Raw genomic sequence first — 18334 nt, 5'->3', positions numbered from 1 at the left:
TTCTCCTTCAAGATTTTTTTACCCTATCCTTTTTGCAAATTTACCAACAACAGTAAATCTCTTCATTTCTTCTACGCCAGTAATATAAAAGGGCCCGCTACGTAACCACGCATGGGCAATCATATTTCCTGTCTCATCTTTCGCGGTCCCTAAGTACAGGGTACTTTCAATTTGACGCTTCTCCAACATTTTCATTGCAGCGATAGCTTTAACGAGACACTGGCTTTCCCAAAATGTATAACGGCTCATCATATGCACTGCTTGAGAAATTTTCCTTAATGTAACCTTGTCCGATTCATCATGGCTTAAAGACGTTTCTGCCATATGAATTCCTAATATAGGAGCAGCTTTAGAAAACGGTATACTTTTAAGAATACGAGCCCAGCCTAAATAAAAGAAAGCTTCTATAAGTAATAATTTTGTTCCCATATCGAACGACAAGAAAGCTTTGGCTTTATTTATGATATTCATCGATCCTACTCCTAATCTATCAAATCTGGAACGTTCAATTAAAAATCAAAGTTTTTCATCAACCGAGATTAACCCTTCTGCATACAAATGATTTAAGAAAGAGAGTACTTGTTCCTTACATTCTGTCTCTTCAATCATATATCGAGACAATAATATATCAATCACTTGATTGACAGATATTAATTCATTAATTAAACTCCAAATTTCACCACCTATACCTCCCAAGTTATAGTATTTCCCATTATGGATGCTCATCATCACTTTCTCCCCATCCATATCGCTCACTACATTTTCCTGACCTTGTACAACAAAACTGTGTAATGAAATTTTTTGTTTACTACTCATTATTTTTCCTCCTCTTTTAAAGATTCTAGAATTTTGGATACTAAATCATGTGCCGTAAACTTTGAAATAGGACGTCTCAATTGAAACATATCTATTTTGTTTACGATATTTGTAGAATGCATAAAATGCCATTCCATCATCCCCAATCGTGGGATTAATGAATTCCTATATGTATGACGCAGCAATGTGCGTAGTCTCTCCAGTCCTTCAATCTGCTGAAGTTCAACATCCCCATTTTCTACTTTCACTAATTCGAATACACCTGCCAATGGCAATGGCTCCTCGAAAAAGTTAGCTGTAACGGGGACAGCATATTTAGTTTCCCTTTCAAATAATGGCTGATAATGCGCTGTCTCCATTCCAAACTGATCAAGACTCTCTTTCCATAACTTTTGTTGCGGGTAAGATGGTGTAACAAAAGGAGTATTATCCTCAGAAAGAGACACAGCAATTACATCATCGCTTAAAAGCTGATAGCCTTTGCTTAAAAGGGCTGATGCAAGAGTTGATTTTCCAGCTCCCGATCTTCCTACAAAAGCATACGCCTTTCCATTGATGGCTATTGCACTTCCATGCAGAGGGAGTATTTTTCTCTGCATCAACAATGCCCCCATACAAGTCCCAAGAATATAAAGCCGAATCTTATCTTGATCAGACCCTTTCATAGGTGAAACAATAATTTTTTCTCCATTTTGAATACAAAACGTAGCAGTTTCGGGGATTTGAAACATAATTAATTCTTCTTCAACTACAAATACTGACTTCGGAGAAGATAACTCTCCCCATAATTGGGACAAATCTGCAGTTTCTATTTTTACGTCTACTTCATTTTCGTAATTACTTACTTGAGGTAATTCCGGCAGGGGAATCTCACTTAATAGGGCTAATCCGAAGGCTTTGTAAATCTCTTTCTTTACAGTATGTATCATCTTTCTCACTCCAAATAGTTGAAAAATTGATTAAAAAAAACCCTTATACCGTAATTAAACTATATAAGGGCTGTAAAGCATATAAATCTCATTTAAATATTAGTGCATTAGCTGTGGTGAAGTGCGCCTTGCTCATCCTCATCTTCAAAAACTTGGTCAACAAGTCTCTTTCCAGGTCCAGCCATTGTCATGTTGATATCAAGCACTTCTAATACTGGTGATTGCCATTCTTGTTTCATAATTTCACCCCCTTTCAAATATATTTTTTGATAAATCGATAGACAATAAGACTACGCATTAAAATTCTAAAATCCGGATCAAACACGTATTCTACTCGTGGTTCTCCTTGAATTTTCAAAATCGCACTCTTAATAATCTCTATATTAAAAAAGTTAGAGGCCACTGGGTCTTTACTAAGCTGCTGAAGTTCCTCGATAAACATTTTCCATGAAGGAATCATGCGATGAACCACATCAGCTGCCTGTATTCCCCGCACACGTTGATTTAATCTTACTTTGTCAGGAAGAAATCCTTTTGTGGACCTCCGGACAAGTGCACGATTTAAGCCATTTTGAACAAATTGTTCGAGTGGTAACGATAAACAGAATCGAATTACCCGTAAGTCATTCGTTGGATCATGCCCTTGTAAACCATAGCGCAAAGAGAGCTTTGTTCCACTTGTACCCGTTGTATTCCACAAGTTTAGCTGTTCAAAATGTTTCTGCCTTATTTCATATATATTTGGGATAAAAGCCCCTGTTACTTTCACACCATGTTCTTCAAGCTTTCTAAATACATCAGTACGTTTTGCAAGTTCTGGACTAACTAACGTTGGCAATTCGTATTGCTGTTCCGAGGAAAACATGTTTTTTATCGATGGAAATGCTTTCTCCCCTACAACTTTCAGTATTCTCGATTTTTTGACCCCAACGTTCTTACCATACAAATCAATTTCACGATAAAGCTGTAACCAGCTGAATTTTTTAAGTAAAATAGCATAATAATCTAAAGCTGGCCCCCAAGAGATTGTGAAATTTCCTCTCGCTCCATTTAAGAGCACCCCAATCCCTTGTTGTTGGGCTTTTTCATAAATTCCTTTCACCCAGACGGAATTTTCGAAAAATTTATATGGCATCTCCATAATCTCAAGCCAATCATCAATTTCTGAGAAAGAATTTTCTCCCGGGAAATTCAAATAATTCCCTTTAATATTCCCTACATGTTGTACTGTAGTTTGAATAAATGGCTTTTCATCAGCAATCGTATGACCACGAGTCCAATCAGTAAATCCTTCTGCAGGTACTGAGCTGAATGTATATAATTTTTTGTTCTCTTTTTGCAGAGCTCTCGCAGCAAAGCTAGCAACAGCACCTGAATCTAATCCCCCACTTAAATGAGAACCAACATTACGATGAGTACGTAACCTTGATGTTACTGCGCTTTCAAATACGTCCCTGAACGCCTCTTCATAATCTTCATTTGATTTGAGTTGCAACTGCTCCTCTACAAATAACGTGTCGTATTTCGCAATACTAACTCTTCCCTTAACTACGGAGATAGTATGAGAAGGGGGGACTTGCTCTATATTTTTATGCACTGTTGAAAATGCATCTATTGTATCAAGCATATTAGGTATTGCTAAATATTCAGCTAACCATTGCTCATTCAATTCCTTCCCGACGTACGGTAAAGAAAACAGCGGTTGTATGCTAGTACAAAAAGCAAATTGATTTTGATTGCGGTAAAAGTAAAAAGTCCGACTTCCTGAAAAATCACGTGCACCAAAGAGTAATTGCTTTCTCTCATCCCAAATCATAAAAGCAAAATCACCAATTAGATACTTTGGTACATGCTCTCCCCACTTTTGATAAGCGAGTAAAATCAACTTACTATCAGGCATCTCTCTTCTATGTACCTTTTCTACTTGCAATCTATCGAATAATTCATTGCGATTATCAATAATAGCATCAGCAGTTATAACCAACTGTGTTTCATAATCATAGTAAGGTAATTGTTCATTAATAGATTCAGATGTTATCCATTTTGCATGGGAGCCCAAAAAAATATTTTCCTTGTGCCATATATCGGTATTGTCACCTGGATAACGAGATAAATCCTTCATGATTCCAATCCTATGTTCAGGCGGTATCGGTTCTCCATTTAAATGATAAATTCCGGTTATTGCACTCATTTTTTTCCTCCCACTACGAGACAATTAAGGGAAAACCCGATGGATAAGCAAATTACCAGATATATCAAAAAAATGTTATTAATATACCAGAAAACCCTTTCCTCAAACTACCTCGTTTACGCATAACAGATTTTAAAACCCAATTTTATAGCCTTAAATCTTTTTTCAGTTGAAGTATTCAAGCTTTCAGGCTACCTATCCTAATGTAAACCCTTGCATTTTAATTTTCTCAAAAAAAGAACAAAGGTATGATCTTCTTAATCCGAATCAAAATATTACCATCTGAATTTTATATGAATAAAAATCCTTGAATTTAATATATCAATAAAACGTTTATATTCTTTATAAAGAATATAAAATCAGATTACCATTTCACTATTGTATTGTCAAGCATCTATATACTCAAAAAAGTGAATATTTATGTATCTTTTTTAGTAACTGTCAGAACAAATAATACAGTAAAACTTTAATCGGTAGGAGACTTTACATCCCTACCGACTATTAACCTCACCAATCGAGCTTTTACGAACATTCCATCTATCTTCTTAGTTCCCCTAAAATCTTAAGGTAGTGCTCTTAATGTTCACAAATAGCAGGATAAACGTTATATCTTACAAATACACAGCAAAATTTTCATCTTTTTATATTTTAAAAATTTCTGTGCTATGATATTTTATATAATTTATTATTAACCTATTAATTAAAGCTGATTTTTATATTTTATGTTCTCTATTACTTTATTCTTCTGCTTCTTTAATCGAAACAGGAGAATAACCTTTTTATATTTATACCATTTTCACAAAGGGGATGATATAATATGCGTTCACCACTAATAATGCTAGCAAAGAATATAATTCGCATTTACCACAAGATTATGTACGCTTACTATTTCACTCTTTATAGGGATTGCCGTGACTTTCATTCAAAAAAAATTTTTTTCCGTAAAATGAAATTTCACAAAAACGGCACTGAATAAGATATTAAATCCTCCTAGTTCATTAACGCCTTTCTTAATTGAAGCTCTTTCTATTTTTTATCTTTACATGCCAGCACTTACCGTCAATATATTCTTAATACATGTAATAACTCTTGCCTGATCTTGTTCTGTCATACCTGATCCAGATGGAAGACATAGACCGGTTTCAAATAGTTTTCTAGCAATATCTTCACGTTCACTATGAGAATAATAAGTTATTCCCTCAAATAGCGGTTGCATATGAAGAGGTTTCCAAACAGGACGCGCCTCAATGTTTTCATTTTCCAGTTGTTTCAGTAATGTCTGAATCGATACTCCTATTTTTTCTTCATCTACAGTAAGAACTGTAAGCCATCGGTTTGAATAAGTATCCTCTAACTCAGGCATAAACTGTACCCCTGGAATATGAGATAATTCTTGATAGTATCTATCAAATATTTTTCTCCTTGCCTGTACTCTATCCCGTAAGACTTGCAGCTGCGCTCTACCTACACCCGCTAAAATATTACTCATACGATAATTATATCCAACCTCACTATGTTGGTAGTGTGGAGCCGGATCTCTTGCTTGAGTAGCTAAAAATCTTGCTTTTCTCAATGCTTCGACATCATTCGAAACAAGCATACCTCCACCTGAAGTTGTAATGATTTTATTGCCGTTGAACGAATAAACACCGAATTTTCCGAATGTCCCACTCGCTTTACCTTTGTAGGAAGAACCAAGTGATTCCGCTGCATCCTCTACTACTGGAACATTATATGTATCACATAACGAAAGAATTTCATCCATTTTAGCGCTTTGTCCATATAAATTTACAACAATGACTGCTTTCGGAAGTATTCCTTTCTCATTTGCATCACGTAATGCACGTTCTAAAGCTTGTGGCGACATATTCCATGTTTCAAGCTCAGAATCAATAAATACTGGTTTAGCCCCTAAATATAGAATTGGATTTGCGCTCGCTATAAAAGTAAGACTCGAACAAAATACCGTATCTCCATCTCTTACATCCAGTAAGCGAAGTGCCAAATGGATAGCAGAGGTTCCTGAACTAACTGCAGCCGCATCAAGAACTCCAACATGGGATGAAAGTTCACTTTCAAACGCATCTACATTTGGACCAAGTGGAGCAATCCAATTCATATCAAATGCTTCCCCTATATATTTTTGTTCATTACCGCTCATATGTGGAGCGGAGAGATAGATTCTTGTTTTTTCCTGTGAATATACCACTTTAAACACTCTCCTATAATTCTTTTTTTATTACTCTAGCTGGAATGCCAACTGCTTTACAATTCGCTACAATGTCACAGATCACTGTTGCTCCGGCACCGATAACGGACCAATCGCCAATTGTAATATTTGGAATTACATTAACTCCTGCTCCTATATGTACTCCTGTTCCTACAGTAACGGATCCTGTAAGCACTGCATTTGGGGAAATATGTGCAAAATCTTTTACCTTATTATCATGTTCAATAATAGCGCCTGAATTGACAATAACGTGATTCCCAATTTCAACATCTGCATTAATAATTGCACCAGGCATCACAACCGTACCAGCTCCAATCTTTGCACTTAAACTAACAATAGATTGTTTATGTATAAGCGTCGCATAGCGATGACTGGGAATCTCTAACTGCTCCATAACTATCTTTCTTGTTCTGTTATTTCCTATAGCTATCACGAACTTTGTATCTACCTGCTCATCCATTAACTTTACAGCTGCAGAAATAGGTCCAAAATAAACGCCATCCTCAACTTTTAACTCTTTATACACATCATCTAATTGCGCAATGATTTCATAATTTCCATACGATAGGATAATATCTCGGATTACTTTACTATGACCACCTGCCCCAATCATAATTATTCGCATCCATCTTACCTCCTCAAGAATTCTTTGTACCATTAAATTTTTCCACAGTTACATGCCCAACCTGATTGATTCCTTCTGACTTAAATACTTTCTTTGCCGTTAACAACAAAATTTTCATATCAAGCCAAAAAGTCCTATTATCGACATACCACACATCAAAATCAAATTTCTCTTCCCATGAAATTGCATTTCTTCCATTCACTTGAGCCCATCCTGTAATTCCTGGTCTTACCATATGCCGCCTAGATTGTTCTTCTGTATATAACTCCAAATATTCCATTAATAGTGGTCTGGGACCTACTAAACTTAAATCGCCTTTTATAACATTGAATAACTGTGGCAACTCATCCAAACTACACTTTCTAAGAAATCCCCCAAACTTAGTAAACCTTACATCATCAGGCAACAGATTGCCGTTGCTATCTTTCTCATCAGTCATAGATCTAAACTTATAAAGAGAAAAAGACGCGCCATGTAATCCCGGGCGTTGCTGCTTAAATATGATGGGGGAACCTAACTTACATCTAACTAATACGGCTACTATACTAATAGGAACTAACAGTAACACCAATAATGATAAAGAAACGAATAAATCAAAAAATCTTTTCATAAATAATTATACTCCAATCGAAAATTTTTTGGAGAGTTCCCCACAGAACAGGATTCCAATCTTCTAATTACTTTTTAGTAATTCTCTCCAATTTAATCCTACCCTCAGTTTCATATACATAACATGAAAGTCATTTGCAGTGTATATCTTCACTCAGTATGCTATAGATACAATCCTTCGTTTCCTAAAGTACCGGACGCCTAAGCCCATAATAAAACCGCTATATTTTTATACAAAGATAGCGGTTTATTATTTCTACATTCAGTTAATGATAGTATCATCTATTAATCTAGCATTTGTACTTGCATCAATAGATACATCATTGAATACATATTTGGCCGTAGTCACCATCTTCTCCCTAATCAATCAGTATGAACTAAGAAGGGCTTCATTCCATAGTCTATAGTTCACAGGGCTTTCCCCAAAACGTATGGTAATAGAATTTAACAATATCTTAGTTAAAATTAATAAGAAATTTTCTTGTTTAAATTGAATTTTTTTAATAACTTTTGTGAAATCCCTCTAATAATCCCAAATAAATATTTAAACTCTGTTGTTTTATGAAAAATCAATATATAAATCACATTAGGAACTATGATACAAATCATTCCCTTTAACAATAACTCCAAGAAATGGTTTGATAACGTGAAATTGCTCAAAAAACTTGTAATAAAATACGTTCCTATACCTATCGCTGCGTAGTAGGAGTATTTCAAGAAATAATCCATTACAGACCTATTAAATACATTTTTGTATACTAAATAAGGAGTAATCCAGAAAGGAACAACAAGCACACTTACAAGTGTACCAATAAAGACACCTATTATTCCCATATACTTAACTAATACAATAGAAATTACTAAATTAACAGCAGCTTGAACCAAAGGCGCATATCTATCCTCATGAAAAACACCCGCTGTAGTTTTTACAGTCGTTATGGAATTCCTCATGCCCCTTTCATAAAAAATAATTATTAATACAAGCAACACACTTTTGCTCATAAGATACTCGGTTCCAATCCATAAAGTGATAAAAGGTTCTATTGTAATGCATAAAAGTATAGAGAAGAATGAGTATAACCAAAAATTTAAAAGCATATAGACTTTATACACACTATAAACCTTCTCTACACTTTCCTCTGCTACTAAATTTCCTACACTATGATATGTATTATTAAAGATTTGATAAGTAAAGTTTCTACAAATATCTATTAACATATTATAATTAGAATATAATCCGACTGCCGCCACACTGATAAACGAAGATATAATAATGTTATCAGTACCCAATACTAAATAATTCCCTATGTTTTGTAGTACAATTGCTTTCACATTCTTAACAATTTTCTCTTTAGTTTCAGCATCTAATACACCCGAAACTTTCTCTTTTAAAAATGGATACATCCTGTTGACTATAATTGCCAAAACAATGCTAGTAGCGACTGTTATCACACTATCAATAACTAAGTATAAAATATAATTTTTTGTAAAATGAAGTATTCCAATCTTGAGACAAGCAGATGCAATTGAAGATATAGAATATATTCCTGTTACAATATAACCCTTTTGCGAAACACTTAAGAATGAATTCTTATGCATGTACAAATAAGGTACAACTGTATTGAATAGAAAAATAAGATAAATCCAATGGATATTTTCGACATTCGAATCTTTAATGAAATAACCAAGAAATGGCATCAAGGACAATCCAAGTAACAAGACAATTAAGGCGATTACCATATATGCTTTCCGATACAATCTCATAAGTACGTTAATCTTTTCTTGATCGTTCTCTGCAACCGGCTTATAAAGACTATACATTATACTAGCACCTATCCCTGCCTCAGCTAAAGAAAGCATGGATAATATATTAGTAAGGAATCCATTTATACCTAGATATTCAATACCTAGACTATTGATAAATACAGTTCGTGAAATGAAGCTTAAAGATGTAACAATGATTTGGTTTCCGATCCCAGCAGATATATTAATTATGGAGTTTTTTATCCTCATTTTAAGACCTTCTTGATATAATTTTTTTACATTTAGCTAAAAAGATAGCCGCCATTAAAGTAACCGGTTGAATACCTAAGTATTCTGCAGCCTTCTTTACATTTAAATTAGACTTAACAAAATCGTAATATAAATTATAATAGGATAATCTACCCTTTGGACTACACTTATAAAATTCAATTTGCTGCTTCATATAATATGCTGTACCTTTAGGACTTCCGGCGAATATCTCCTTCATATTTTGAGTTAAACCATCCTCTAAATAATTACATATATATATTGTTTTATTAAACCATCTTATTTTATAACCTTCATAAGCCATTTTATTCCATACTGTAGCCTCTGTCATAAATTTTTCCCCTTCAAACTCACGAAACTTGTATTTCCTTAATATATCGGTATAAAAAACCTCAGCCTTATCTCCCGTTATATTATATGTATTCCGTTCAAGTGAAGTTGCATCAATATATTTACCTTCAAATGTTGTCCCTACGAGGTCCTCAATACTCCCCCCTTTATTACCCGAAACACCACAAAATAGCTTTTTATCTTCTAGGCTATTTTCCCAACTTACTATACTTTCTAAAGCATCTTCTGTAAGATTGTCATCAGAATCTACTATAAAGAACATTTCACCTTCAGCCAAATCGACAGCCCTGTTAATCGCTCTATGTTTCCCTCCGTTTTTGACTTTATAATACCGTATGGGAAATGGGTTTTTTTCTAGTTTCCACATCTTGAATAATTCCTCTGTATTATCACTTGACCCATCATCAATAACTAGCCATTCAAAATCCGTATATGTTTGTTCTTGTAACGATCTATATAATTTCTCTATGATATAACTCCTGTTGTATGTTGGAGTGAATACTGTTATTCTCATTTAATCCCCTCATTTTTATCCTAACTTTTTCTTTCCATCTATTCACAGTAATCATTTCAGTTAATTATTTGCCTATTTCAAGACTTAACTTCTACAAATGAAAATATATCTTTTAATATTACAAAAAGAAAATCCATTTATACTCCCTCTCGTTTACGTACTAAATCTATTACACTTTATTCTACTTGTTATCTTTAGATATTAATTTTTTCGAGCTATGAAGAAGAAAATGTTTGTTTTCTAGGACTACATTTAACAATAATCTTTTATAAAAATCTCTTATTTAAGGAATTCTTTTGGTAAAGGCACTTGTATCTTTTGATGTTTTTTTTGAAAACCAAAACGAATTTTCTTACGTAACGGCTCTTCATAAAATTGATAAATTACTGCACTTAACAATAAAGAAACTATTAAACAAACCACAAAACTATATGTATTTTCTAACTTCAAGAAATCCAAGTATCGTATCACTATTTGGTGAATCATATAAAATGAGAAACTAATTTCACCTAAGTAAACAAATAGCCTTTGTGATAATAATTTTGAAAATATACCGCATTGAAATGAAAAGATGAAAATTAACAAGCACCATAGTGGAACAAAATAAACACCACGAACAATTCCTACATCTAATTTTATCGAATACGATAATAAAGCAATGGATAAAAGTAAACATAGTAGTTCTAAAACAGTAAATATGTTTTTGTTAAAGTTTGCTTTATCGGATTTTTCAATATAAATCAATCCCAAAAGTATACCCGTTGAAAATTCGAACAATCTAGTAACCGGAAAAATATGTAATATCCAAATAAAAAATGGATTATCTTCATCCAAGTTTTTATTCAATAGAAATAAAATTATCCATACTACCAAGAATACCAATATGGATGTAATGATGTTCTTTTTAACTTTAAGTTTCATAAATACCCATAGCAGAAACGGAAACATAACATAAAAGAAAGCTTCAACCGATAATGTCCACGAAACGCCGTTAAAATTGAAATAAGTACCCTGACTAGGTACGAAGCTTTGTATCAATAGCAAATTAATGATTGACATAAAAGCAAGTTTTATAAAATATAAACTATTAGGGTGAAAGTATAAAATAACTAATGGTGCAGAAAGAAGAAAGGTTAATACATGAACTGGATATACTTTAGAAAATCTTGCTTTATAGAATTTTTTGATACTGTGTTTATTTAGCTCTGTAAATTTAGAATGATAGTTATAAGCTAAAATAAAGCCAGATAAAACAAAAAAGAATTGAACGCCCGCTGAACCTAATTGATATTGGCTAAACACACCCATATGAAATAAGAAAACCATTAGCGCAGCAATAAACCTAAATGACGTTAAAGAGTTTAACATATGATTCCCACCTTTCTCATTTCCCCAAAAAATAAATGGTTCGAATTTTCAAACCATTTATTTTCTTTATCAATAAAGTTGCCTCATACAAATATGAGTAAAGGGGATGAAGGTTTAGTTCCTACTTAAATATGAATTGATTAATCTAATGCAGAACCCTTGAGTAAACGGCAATATATTGAACAGTGTGGAATACACCCCTATGTCTTTTGTATCGCCTTGAGAAAAGTCAACTGCCCCATCTTTCCTCGTAACTTTCATTAAATAACTCATAGCCTTTTCTGTGCTATCTAGGCATTCTTTTGATACCTTCTCTATCTTTGAGGCATTTAACATAAACCAGCCTAGCGTAGCTGTAGCGGAAGAGTCAGACCTACTCTCATTTCTAGTTACAGTCCAATTCCAACTACCATTATCTTGTTGAAAGCTCATTGCAGCTTCCGCGAATCTTTTAACACTTTCTTCGAAAGCAAATTTATATTTACTATCTTGTGGCAATTCATTCCACGCATCTATAAGACCTATAGCAAACCAACCAAGTCCTCTTCCCCATCCGTATAATCCAAGAGGAACTTTATTCTCAATCTTGTAAACATGACATGGTAGTGAATGTTTGTCTAACATTCCATATTGCTCATACTCTTTAATTTGTTTCACTGCTAAATCTATACAATCATCTTTGTTAAATTTAGTACCGTAACAAACTAAAAAGGGGCATATAAACCCTATAGTATCTACATATCTGTAGCTTTTCATAAACTTCCTATATTCTACTGTGCCGTCCTCACCTATATGATCCTTAATCATTTCCCATGTATAATCTAATGCTTTTTTGTATTTGTTTATATCAATATATTCCAACTTCATAATAGCGTAAGCAAGTATAGCTCCGTCTATATGCTTAGGTTTTTCTAGCCATTGACCATTACTATCAAATTTCGAATTCAAAAATTTTTCAATCTCAGATTTCATTTCCTTATCATCATTATGTTTTACATACTCAGATAAGCCTAATACTAATGATGCTTCTTGCCAATGTTGTATCGTGCTTTTCGTATAATTCCCTTTCAACATATCTATTACAACTAATCTTGTATTGTCTGTTACTTTTATTTTTGGTGTGTTTAGTAACCACTTAGACCCTTTTTTAGTTATAGTCTCATTCCATATGGATTTATCTTCATATCTCCCCATATGAATTCTCAGCACCCAATCTTTTATTACAGGTACTAAGTCTATGGTAATAACCATTAAAATAATAAAAATTACAATATAGCTCAAAATTTGAAATATCATCTTTATATTGCCCTTTCAACGTGAAAATAATTTAAATACTCATTTAACATATCCAACAGTACTACCTAATTCTTCTGACATTTTAGTACACATGTCTGGTGTGATATTCTCACCTATTGTCCAGTTTTTATCATAACGATTTGCTGTCTTTAGATTTAATTTGTGCTTATTGATATAATCCTTTGTTTTCCCTATAATTTTCGCGGGATTTCCTCCAACTATGCACCCTTCAGGAACCGATTTTGTTACTACACTTCCCGCGGCCACAATAGCATTTTTCCCTATTGTAACCCCCGGCATAATTAAAGCCCTTGCCCCTATAAATGCATGGTCTTCTATTTTTACTTTTGCTATTTTTGTATAATCTAAATACCGTTTCGTACTGGCGTCATGTGCAAGGAGATAGACTTGAGGTGCAAATGTAACATTATCACCTATTTCTATTAGCCAACAATGAGCATAGTCAATTGTACTTCCAGCTAATCCACTACAATTTTCCCCTACCTTCATACCTCTTTGCAAACACGCTTCTACCGTTAAATCCTCAAGAGATACCATTCCTAATCTTACCATTAAAGATTTTTTTATCCGATTAAACATAATTGCCTCCAGTGAATGTATTTCATTATTTAACTTATTTTTAAACGCTACACTTAACTGTTCATTAAATTATACAAATGATTCACTTCATCCTCTGTCCCTAATTCTTCTTTCTTGAGATTATCGATAAACTTAATTCTTAATTTTTCTTCTTTTATTAATAACTCAAGATGCTTTGCCACTGACATAGGGTTCATCTCTGCAATTACTCCATTGATATTATTTCTTATATGATTATTAGCTGTCTCAAAATTAGTAATTAATATTGGTTTTGCCAGTATTTTTGCCTCATCTATAGAAATAGATTTACCTTCATATCTGGATGTCTGTATATATATATCTGCTTGCTTTATGTATGGATATGGATTTTCTTTTATACCTAATAAAATTACTCTTTTTTCTAGTTTTTCTTCCCTTATACGTCTTTCAAGTTCTTCTCTTACGTTGCCTTCTCCAATCAAATACCATTTAAGATCGTACCCTTTTTTTACGAGTATATTAAATGCTTCTAAAGAGATATCTAATCCCTTTTCTTTAGCCAATCTTCCTACCGAAATTAATGATATACTTCTATCGTTCTCTTCTTTAAAATCAACTTTCTCTAATGACATTTTCCTTATCATTCTTGAAGAAACTATATTGTGTATACATCCAATTTTCTTTCTATATTCAGGGAAATTATCCCTTAAAATATTAACTAACTCTTCTGATACAGTCACTATATGATCTAGTTTACCAAAATAAAATTTTTCTTTACTATAATCAATCCCTAATTTATTATAATCCGTGTGTATCCATCCAATCTTTTTTTTCGCTTTTACCTTGTCTACACAGAAATATATAGGGTTTTTTTCTTGAAATCCTATCGCTACATCATATTCCTTATTGATTTCATCTATTGATTTCGACATGTATTTCCATATTTTTTGTTCGATTATAGCTCCATTCGTTTCTGTCTTAGCCAGATACCCTAATACTCCTCTAGAAAATGTCGTTTTAAAATCTCCTATTTTCATTAATTCTGTCAAAGACCTTTTTATAGGCATATCAAAATATTTATACTTTATTGGTTCAGGTAATAGAGTGACTTCTTTTGGTAACTTATTTATAAATATTCCTTCATGCTTAAATAAAAATAAATCCACTTTGTATTTAGAATAATCTATAATGCCCAATAAAGAAATTAGGGCTTTTTCAGCCCCACCACAATTTAAATTATTCATTATAAATAATATTTTTTTTTTCATGAACCTCACCCATTATAGAATTTCATATAACTTATATATTTCTTCTTCCGTTCCTAATTTCTCTTTCGAAAGGTTATTTACTAATTTTTTTCTTAATTCTGTATCTTTTATAAGCCTCTCAATTCCTTTTGCAATAGCCTCCGGCTTCATATCTACAATTAATCCATTTATTTCATTGTCAATTTGATCTTTCGCGGTACTAAAATCAGTAACAAGTATAGGCTTATTCAATATTTTCGCCTCATCAATTGCTATAGATTTCCCTTCAAATTTAGATGTCTGTGCATAAATATCTGCTTGTTTTATATACGGATAAGGATTAGATTTTAATCCTAACAATTTGAAATTGTTTTCTAATTTATTTGCTTTTATCAAATTAGTCAGTTGTTCTCTTTCCTCGCCCTCTCCTATAATATTCCACTTTACTTTATACCCTTTATCTATTAGTTTCTTACAGGATTCTATAGCCATTTCAAAGCCTTTTTGGTAGTGCAGCCTACCTACTGAAAGTATAATAATTTCATTATCTTTCTTAGTATAAACATCCTTATTTTCCTGGTTAGCCATTTTATGTATCATTGTCGGTGATACAATATTATAAATAACGCTTATCTCATCTTTTTGATTAGGAAATCTGTTTTTTAGAATATTGGCACACTCTTCCGATACTGTAACTATATTGTTTAGCTTTCTGAAGTACAAAGCATCAAAGTTCGAATCCATCCCTAATTTATTATAGTCAATATGTACCCATCCTATTTTCTTATGTGCTTTCACCTTATCTACACAAAAATATGTAGCGGTTTTTTCTAAAAACCCTATAGTAGCATCATACTGTTTCTCAATTTCATTTAAAGACTTAGCGATATATTTCCAGCTGTATTGTTCCTTTATCGATGTATTTTTTCCTGCTCTATTCTTTATGGTGAACATACATCTATTATAGGCCAGCGATATTTCTCCTTTTAATAAAAACGTTTTGACCGATTTAAACAAAGGTAAAGTAAACGTCTTATATGTTTCTGGTATAGGTAAAATTTGTACATCTTTTGGTACAAATTCCATAAATATACCTTCATGGTTAAACAAAAATAAATCTACATTATATAACTGATAATCTATTTGAGATAATAAGTTTACTAGACTCTTTTCTCCACCACCAGCAGATAGACTAGGCATAACAAATAATAAATTTTTTTTCATAATATACCTCGATTTACTTAGCTAATTCTTGTAAGTATTCTACCGCTTTATATGACATTTTTTTAATATTAGGCATAGTTTGCTCTAGTTTGCTCTTCAATTGATCTTCTTCTCTTACCATCTCATCGAATTTAGCTTTTAATTTATTACTATTAGATATTTCTTCTATATTTAAGACTAATTTCTCTTCTCCAAATAAGTCTTTAGCTATTCCCTTCGATTTTATACTGTATCCCAATACCATAGTTGGAACACAATTTGAGTAAGCCGCTATCGTGGCATGTGTTCTAGCTCCTATAAAGAATCGCATCCTAGCTATATACCCTTTATATTGTATTGCATTTAAATTGTTTGGTAATATAATTACCCTACCTGTATTTTTAAATTCCTCATAATATGTATACAGAACTTCATAATCGTTATTCCCATCCTGCATAACATGCGGTGTGAGAGCAATTGTTGAATCTGTAGTATCTAGTATATGGTTAATTAAATCTCTTACTGCAACTTGTGAATCCTTGTTTCTATTCCATACAAGTGGACTAAAATTAAGACCTATTGTATTGCCATCTTGCCATCCTTTAGGTAATTCCAACTCTTCTTTCTCCATGGTAAATGCAGGATCTGCACACAATTTAACGTTATTAAGTCCCTTGTTTTTCAACATATTATAGGTAAGAGTTTCACGAGCTAATATTAAATCAAACTGTTTTAAGTCTCCTAACTTTCTCTCAGACATATCCTCTTCACCTATAGAACATCCCCATAACACTAACTTCTTTCCTGCTGCTTTTACTTTTTTATTTATTTCATACAATGCAGGCTGTTCCCCGTAACAATAATTATCTCCACCTATAGATAAACATACATCCATATTCTTTATATGTTTAATTATATTATCTTCCATTTTAGCTATTGCATAAGATTCATCATTAAATAATTTTACTTTAAGTAAAGCCATCCACCAATCGTATGAGTACTTCGCTATATTCTTAGTAGAACCATCATATATTCCATCTAACTTTGTTATAATCTTATCTGTTTCAGGCTTACTTGATACCAAATATATCTTTGTTTCATCTACCTTTTCTTTTATGATATTAGTAGAGGAACGAACAATAGCCTCACATCCCCTATTAAGACTTCCACCATGGGCAAACATCATAATTTTCATACTTAAACTCCCTCACTATTATTTATTTCTGAATCTACTGTAAGCTGTAACGCAATACAGCCCAACAGTTGATTGTCTCTTTATTAAATTTATTATTAACCGCTCATATCTTCCTAGCTTGTTATAAATTTCACTATAATATATAGGTAGTGCCTCTCTCACATGTTTATTTCGTATCATACTTTTTACGTATTTATACCGCTTATTGAAACTTACATCTTTAGATGGTGTAAAATAAACATGTATATAGGACATTACACTATTAATAAACTTTATTGACCTTAATTTACTTATTCTTACTCTATCAATTTTATCAGTATATATTTGGGGTAATTCCATAGTATATACTTCTACAGCCCTCTGAAAATAATCTTTTTCGGATATGTTTCTGGTAGCACTACCAGCTACCTCCTTGTAATGGTAACCTACATAATCTACATATTTCATACGAGTTGCACCACTAAAGAATGCAACGTTAAACATTCCATCTTCCCCCAATGCAATTCCGCTTGGGAATTTAACGTTATTTTCTTTAATTAAATTATTTCTATAGATCTTATTTACAACAGTATTTAAATTATCTGCCTTAAGGAAATAAGGTAATACTTCTTGCTCTATATAATCTTTTTCAAGAACAATATCTATAGGAAATGGATATGTTGTAATTACCTTATGCCCTTCCGTCTCGCCCTTAAAATTTGATATAACTACATCACAATTACTTTGTTTTACTGAGTTATATAGTGTTTCATACATATCCTTTTCTATACAATCATCAGCATCAACAAATCCCACATATTCTCCAGCGGCTAAATGTAAGCCCTTATTTCTTGCAATACTTACACCTTGATTTACTTGATTTATAAGTATTATCCTGTCATCTACTTGTTTATATCCCTCAATGATTTCCCTGCTATCGTCTATCGAGCCATCATTAATAAATATAAACTCACACTCTTGGAGTGTCTGATTTAAAAGTGACTCTATGCACCGAGTGATATATTTCCCTGCATTATAAACTGGTATTATTACACTTACTTTTTGGCTCATGCCTAAATCACACCTTTACGAGAAATCTCTTACGCTATCATCATAAATACACCTTTATTGTTGTCTCCTATACTTGATGTATTGATTGTTTAGGCGCCTA

At 32.7% G+C, this 18334-nt stretch carries 17 protein-coding genes; all 17 read right to left on the bottom strand.

Annotation, left to right across the window (positions count from 1 at the left end; translation table 11 throughout):
• Positions 1-18 precede the first annotated feature (18 nt).
• A complete protein-coding gene (locus tag JDS96_RS00405) occupies positions 19-471 on the bottom strand; it encodes a lasso peptide biosynthesis B2 protein (RefSeq protein ID WP_199665711.1) in 453 nt (150 codons plus the stop codon).
• A gap of 45 nt (positions 472-516) precedes the next feature.
• On the bottom strand, positions 517-816 hold the full coding sequence (locus JDS96_RS00400; protein ID WP_199665710.1) for a lasso peptide biosynthesis PqqD family chaperone: 300 nt from the start codon (positions 814-816) through the stop codon (positions 517-519).
• Complete coding sequence (locus tag JDS96_RS00395) at positions 816-1745, bottom strand: hypothetical protein (protein ID WP_003202169.1); 930 nt, start codon at positions 1743-1745, stop codon at positions 816-818. The genes JDS96_RS00400 and JDS96_RS00395 overlap by 1 nt, the downstream gene beginning before the upstream one ends.
• Positions 1746-1852: 107 nt before the next feature.
• Complete coding sequence (locus JDS96_RS00390) at positions 1853-1984, bottom strand: paeninodin family lasso peptide (protein WP_000808480.1); 132 nt, start codon at positions 1982-1984, stop codon at positions 1853-1855.
• Positions 1985-1998: 14 nt separating this feature from the next.
• A complete protein-coding gene (locus tag JDS96_RS00385) occupies positions 1999-3936 on the bottom strand; it encodes a lasso peptide isopeptide bond-forming cyclase (RefSeq protein ID WP_199665709.1) in 1938 nt (645 codons plus the stop codon).
• Between the two features lie 1039 nt (positions 3937-4975).
• Positions 4976-6145, bottom strand: a complete 1170-nt coding sequence (locus JDS96_RS00380) for a DegT/DnrJ/EryC1/StrS family aminotransferase (RefSeq protein WP_307838163.1) — start codon at positions 6143-6145, stop codon at positions 4976-4978.
• A 13-nt stretch (positions 6146-6158) separates the two neighbouring features.
• On the bottom strand, positions 6159-6791 hold the full coding sequence (locus JDS96_RS00375) for an acetyltransferase (RefSeq protein ID WP_199665708.1): 633 nt from the start codon (positions 6789-6791) through the stop codon (positions 6159-6161).
• A gap of 13 nt (positions 6792-6804) precedes the next feature.
• Positions 6805-7401, bottom strand: a complete 597-nt coding sequence (locus JDS96_RS00370; RefSeq protein WP_003202160.1) for a sugar transferase — start codon at positions 7399-7401, stop codon at positions 6805-6807.
• A gap of 464 nt (positions 7402-7865) precedes the next feature.
• Complete coding sequence (locus tag JDS96_RS00365; RefSeq protein WP_018764968.1) at positions 7866-9413, bottom strand: lipopolysaccharide biosynthesis protein; 1548 nt, start codon at positions 9411-9413, stop codon at positions 7866-7868.
• Between the two features lies 1 nt (position 9414).
• Positions 9415-10296, bottom strand: coding sequence for a glycosyltransferase family 2 protein (locus JDS96_RS00360; RefSeq protein WP_003202156.1), 882 nt, complete (start codon positions 10294-10296; stop codon positions 9415-9417).
• 279 nt (positions 10297-10575) lie between these two features.
• Complete coding sequence (locus tag JDS96_RS00355) at positions 10576-11664, bottom strand: acyltransferase family protein (RefSeq protein WP_199665707.1); 1089 nt, start codon at positions 11662-11664, stop codon at positions 10576-10578.
• A gap of 114 nt (positions 11665-11778) precedes the next feature.
• A complete protein-coding gene (locus JDS96_RS00350) occupies positions 11779-12960 on the bottom strand; it encodes a glycoside hydrolase family 88 protein (protein ID WP_098124851.1) in 1182 nt (393 codons plus the stop codon).
• A gap of 39 nt (positions 12961-12999) precedes the next feature.
• The gene (locus tag JDS96_RS00345) at positions 13000-13560 is read right to left on the bottom strand and encodes an acyltransferase (RefSeq protein WP_033796571.1); all 561 of its coding nucleotides are present in this window, start codon (positions 13558-13560) and stop codon (positions 13000-13002) included.
• 53 nt (positions 13561-13613) lie between these two features.
• Positions 13614-14807, bottom strand: coding sequence for a glycosyltransferase (locus JDS96_RS00340; RefSeq protein WP_199665706.1), 1194 nt, complete (start codon positions 14805-14807; stop codon positions 13614-13616).
• Positions 14808-14819: 12 nt separating this feature from the next.
• Positions 14820-16010, bottom strand: a complete 1191-nt coding sequence (locus JDS96_RS00335; protein WP_003202144.1) for a glycosyltransferase — start codon at positions 16008-16010, stop codon at positions 14820-14822.
• A 13-nt stretch (positions 16011-16023) separates the two neighbouring features.
• A complete protein-coding gene (locus tag JDS96_RS00330) occupies positions 16024-17184 on the bottom strand; it encodes a polysaccharide pyruvyl transferase family protein (RefSeq protein ID WP_003202141.1) in 1161 nt (386 codons plus the stop codon).
• Positions 17185-17202: 18 nt separating this feature from the next.
• The gene (locus JDS96_RS00325) at positions 17203-18234 is read right to left on the bottom strand and encodes a glycosyltransferase (RefSeq protein ID WP_003202137.1); all 1032 of its coding nucleotides are present in this window, start codon (positions 18232-18234) and stop codon (positions 17203-17205) included.
• Between the last annotated feature and the right edge of the window lie 100 nt (positions 18235-18334).

It is taken from the genome of Bacillus cereus group sp. N21 (assembly GCF_016483395.1).
GTDB lineage: Bacteria > Bacillota > Bacilli > Bacillales > Bacillaceae_G > Bacillus_A > Bacillus_A pseudomycoides.
Note: the sequence above shows the minus strand (reverse complement) of the source record. Positions and strands in the feature narration are given on the sequence as shown.

Bases quoted from the DNA above. Each gene is read 5' to 3' on its own strand.
- JDS96_RS00405 (WP_199665711.1), bottom strand. From the start codon at position 471: ATGAATATCATAAATAAAGCCAAAGCTTTCTTGTCGTTCGATATGGGA.
- JDS96_RS00400 (WP_199665710.1), bottom strand. From the start codon at position 816: ATGAGTAGTAAACAAAAAATTTCATTACACAGTTTTGTTGTACAAGGT.
- JDS96_RS00395 (WP_003202169.1), bottom strand. From the start codon at position 1,745: ATGATACATACTGTAAAGAAAGAGATTTACAAAGCCTTCGGATTAGCC.
- JDS96_RS00390 (WP_000808480.1), bottom strand. From the start codon at position 1,984: ATGAAACAAGAATGGCAATCACCAGTATTAGAAGTGCTTGATATCAAC.
- JDS96_RS00385 (WP_199665709.1), bottom strand. From the start codon at position 3,936: ATGAGTGCAATAACCGGAATTTATCATTTAAATGGAGAACCGATACCG.
- JDS96_RS00375 (WP_199665708.1), bottom strand. From the start codon at position 6,791: ATGCGAATAATTATGATTGGGGCAGGTGGTCATAGTAAAGTAATCCGA.
- JDS96_RS00370 (WP_003202160.1), bottom strand. From the start codon at position 7,401: ATGAAAAGATTTTTTGATTTATTCGTTTCTTTATCATTATTGGTGTTA.
- JDS96_RS00365 (WP_018764968.1), bottom strand. From the start codon at position 9,413: ATGAGGATAAAAAACTCCATAATTAATATATCTGCTGGGATCGGAAAC.
- JDS96_RS00360 (WP_003202156.1), bottom strand. From the start codon at position 10,296: ATGAGAATAACAGTATTCACTCCAACATACAACAGGAGTTATATCATA.
- JDS96_RS00355 (WP_199665707.1), bottom strand. From the start codon at position 11,664: ATGTTAAACTCTTTAACGTCATTTAGGTTTATTGCTGCGCTAATGGTT.
- JDS96_RS00350 (WP_098124851.1), bottom strand. From the start codon at position 12,960: ATGATATTTCAAATTTTGAGCTATATTGTAATTTTTATTATTTTAATG.
- JDS96_RS00345 (WP_033796571.1), bottom strand. From the start codon at position 13,560: ATGTTTAATCGGATAAAAAAATCTTTAATGGTAAGATTAGGAATGGTA.
- JDS96_RS00340 (WP_199665706.1), bottom strand. From the start codon at position 14,807: ATGAAAAAAAAAATATTATTTATAATGAATAATTTAAATTGTGGTGGG.
- JDS96_RS00335 (WP_003202144.1), bottom strand. From the start codon at position 16,010: ATGAAAAAAAATTTATTATTTGTTATGCCTAGTCTATCTGCTGGTGGT.
- JDS96_RS00330 (WP_003202141.1), bottom strand. From the start codon at position 17,184: ATGAAAATTATGATGTTTGCCCATGGTGGAAGTCTTAATAGGGGATGT.
- JDS96_RS00325 (WP_003202137.1), bottom strand. From the start codon at position 18,234: ATGAGCCAAAAAGTAAGTGTAATAATACCAGTTTATAATGCAGGGAAA.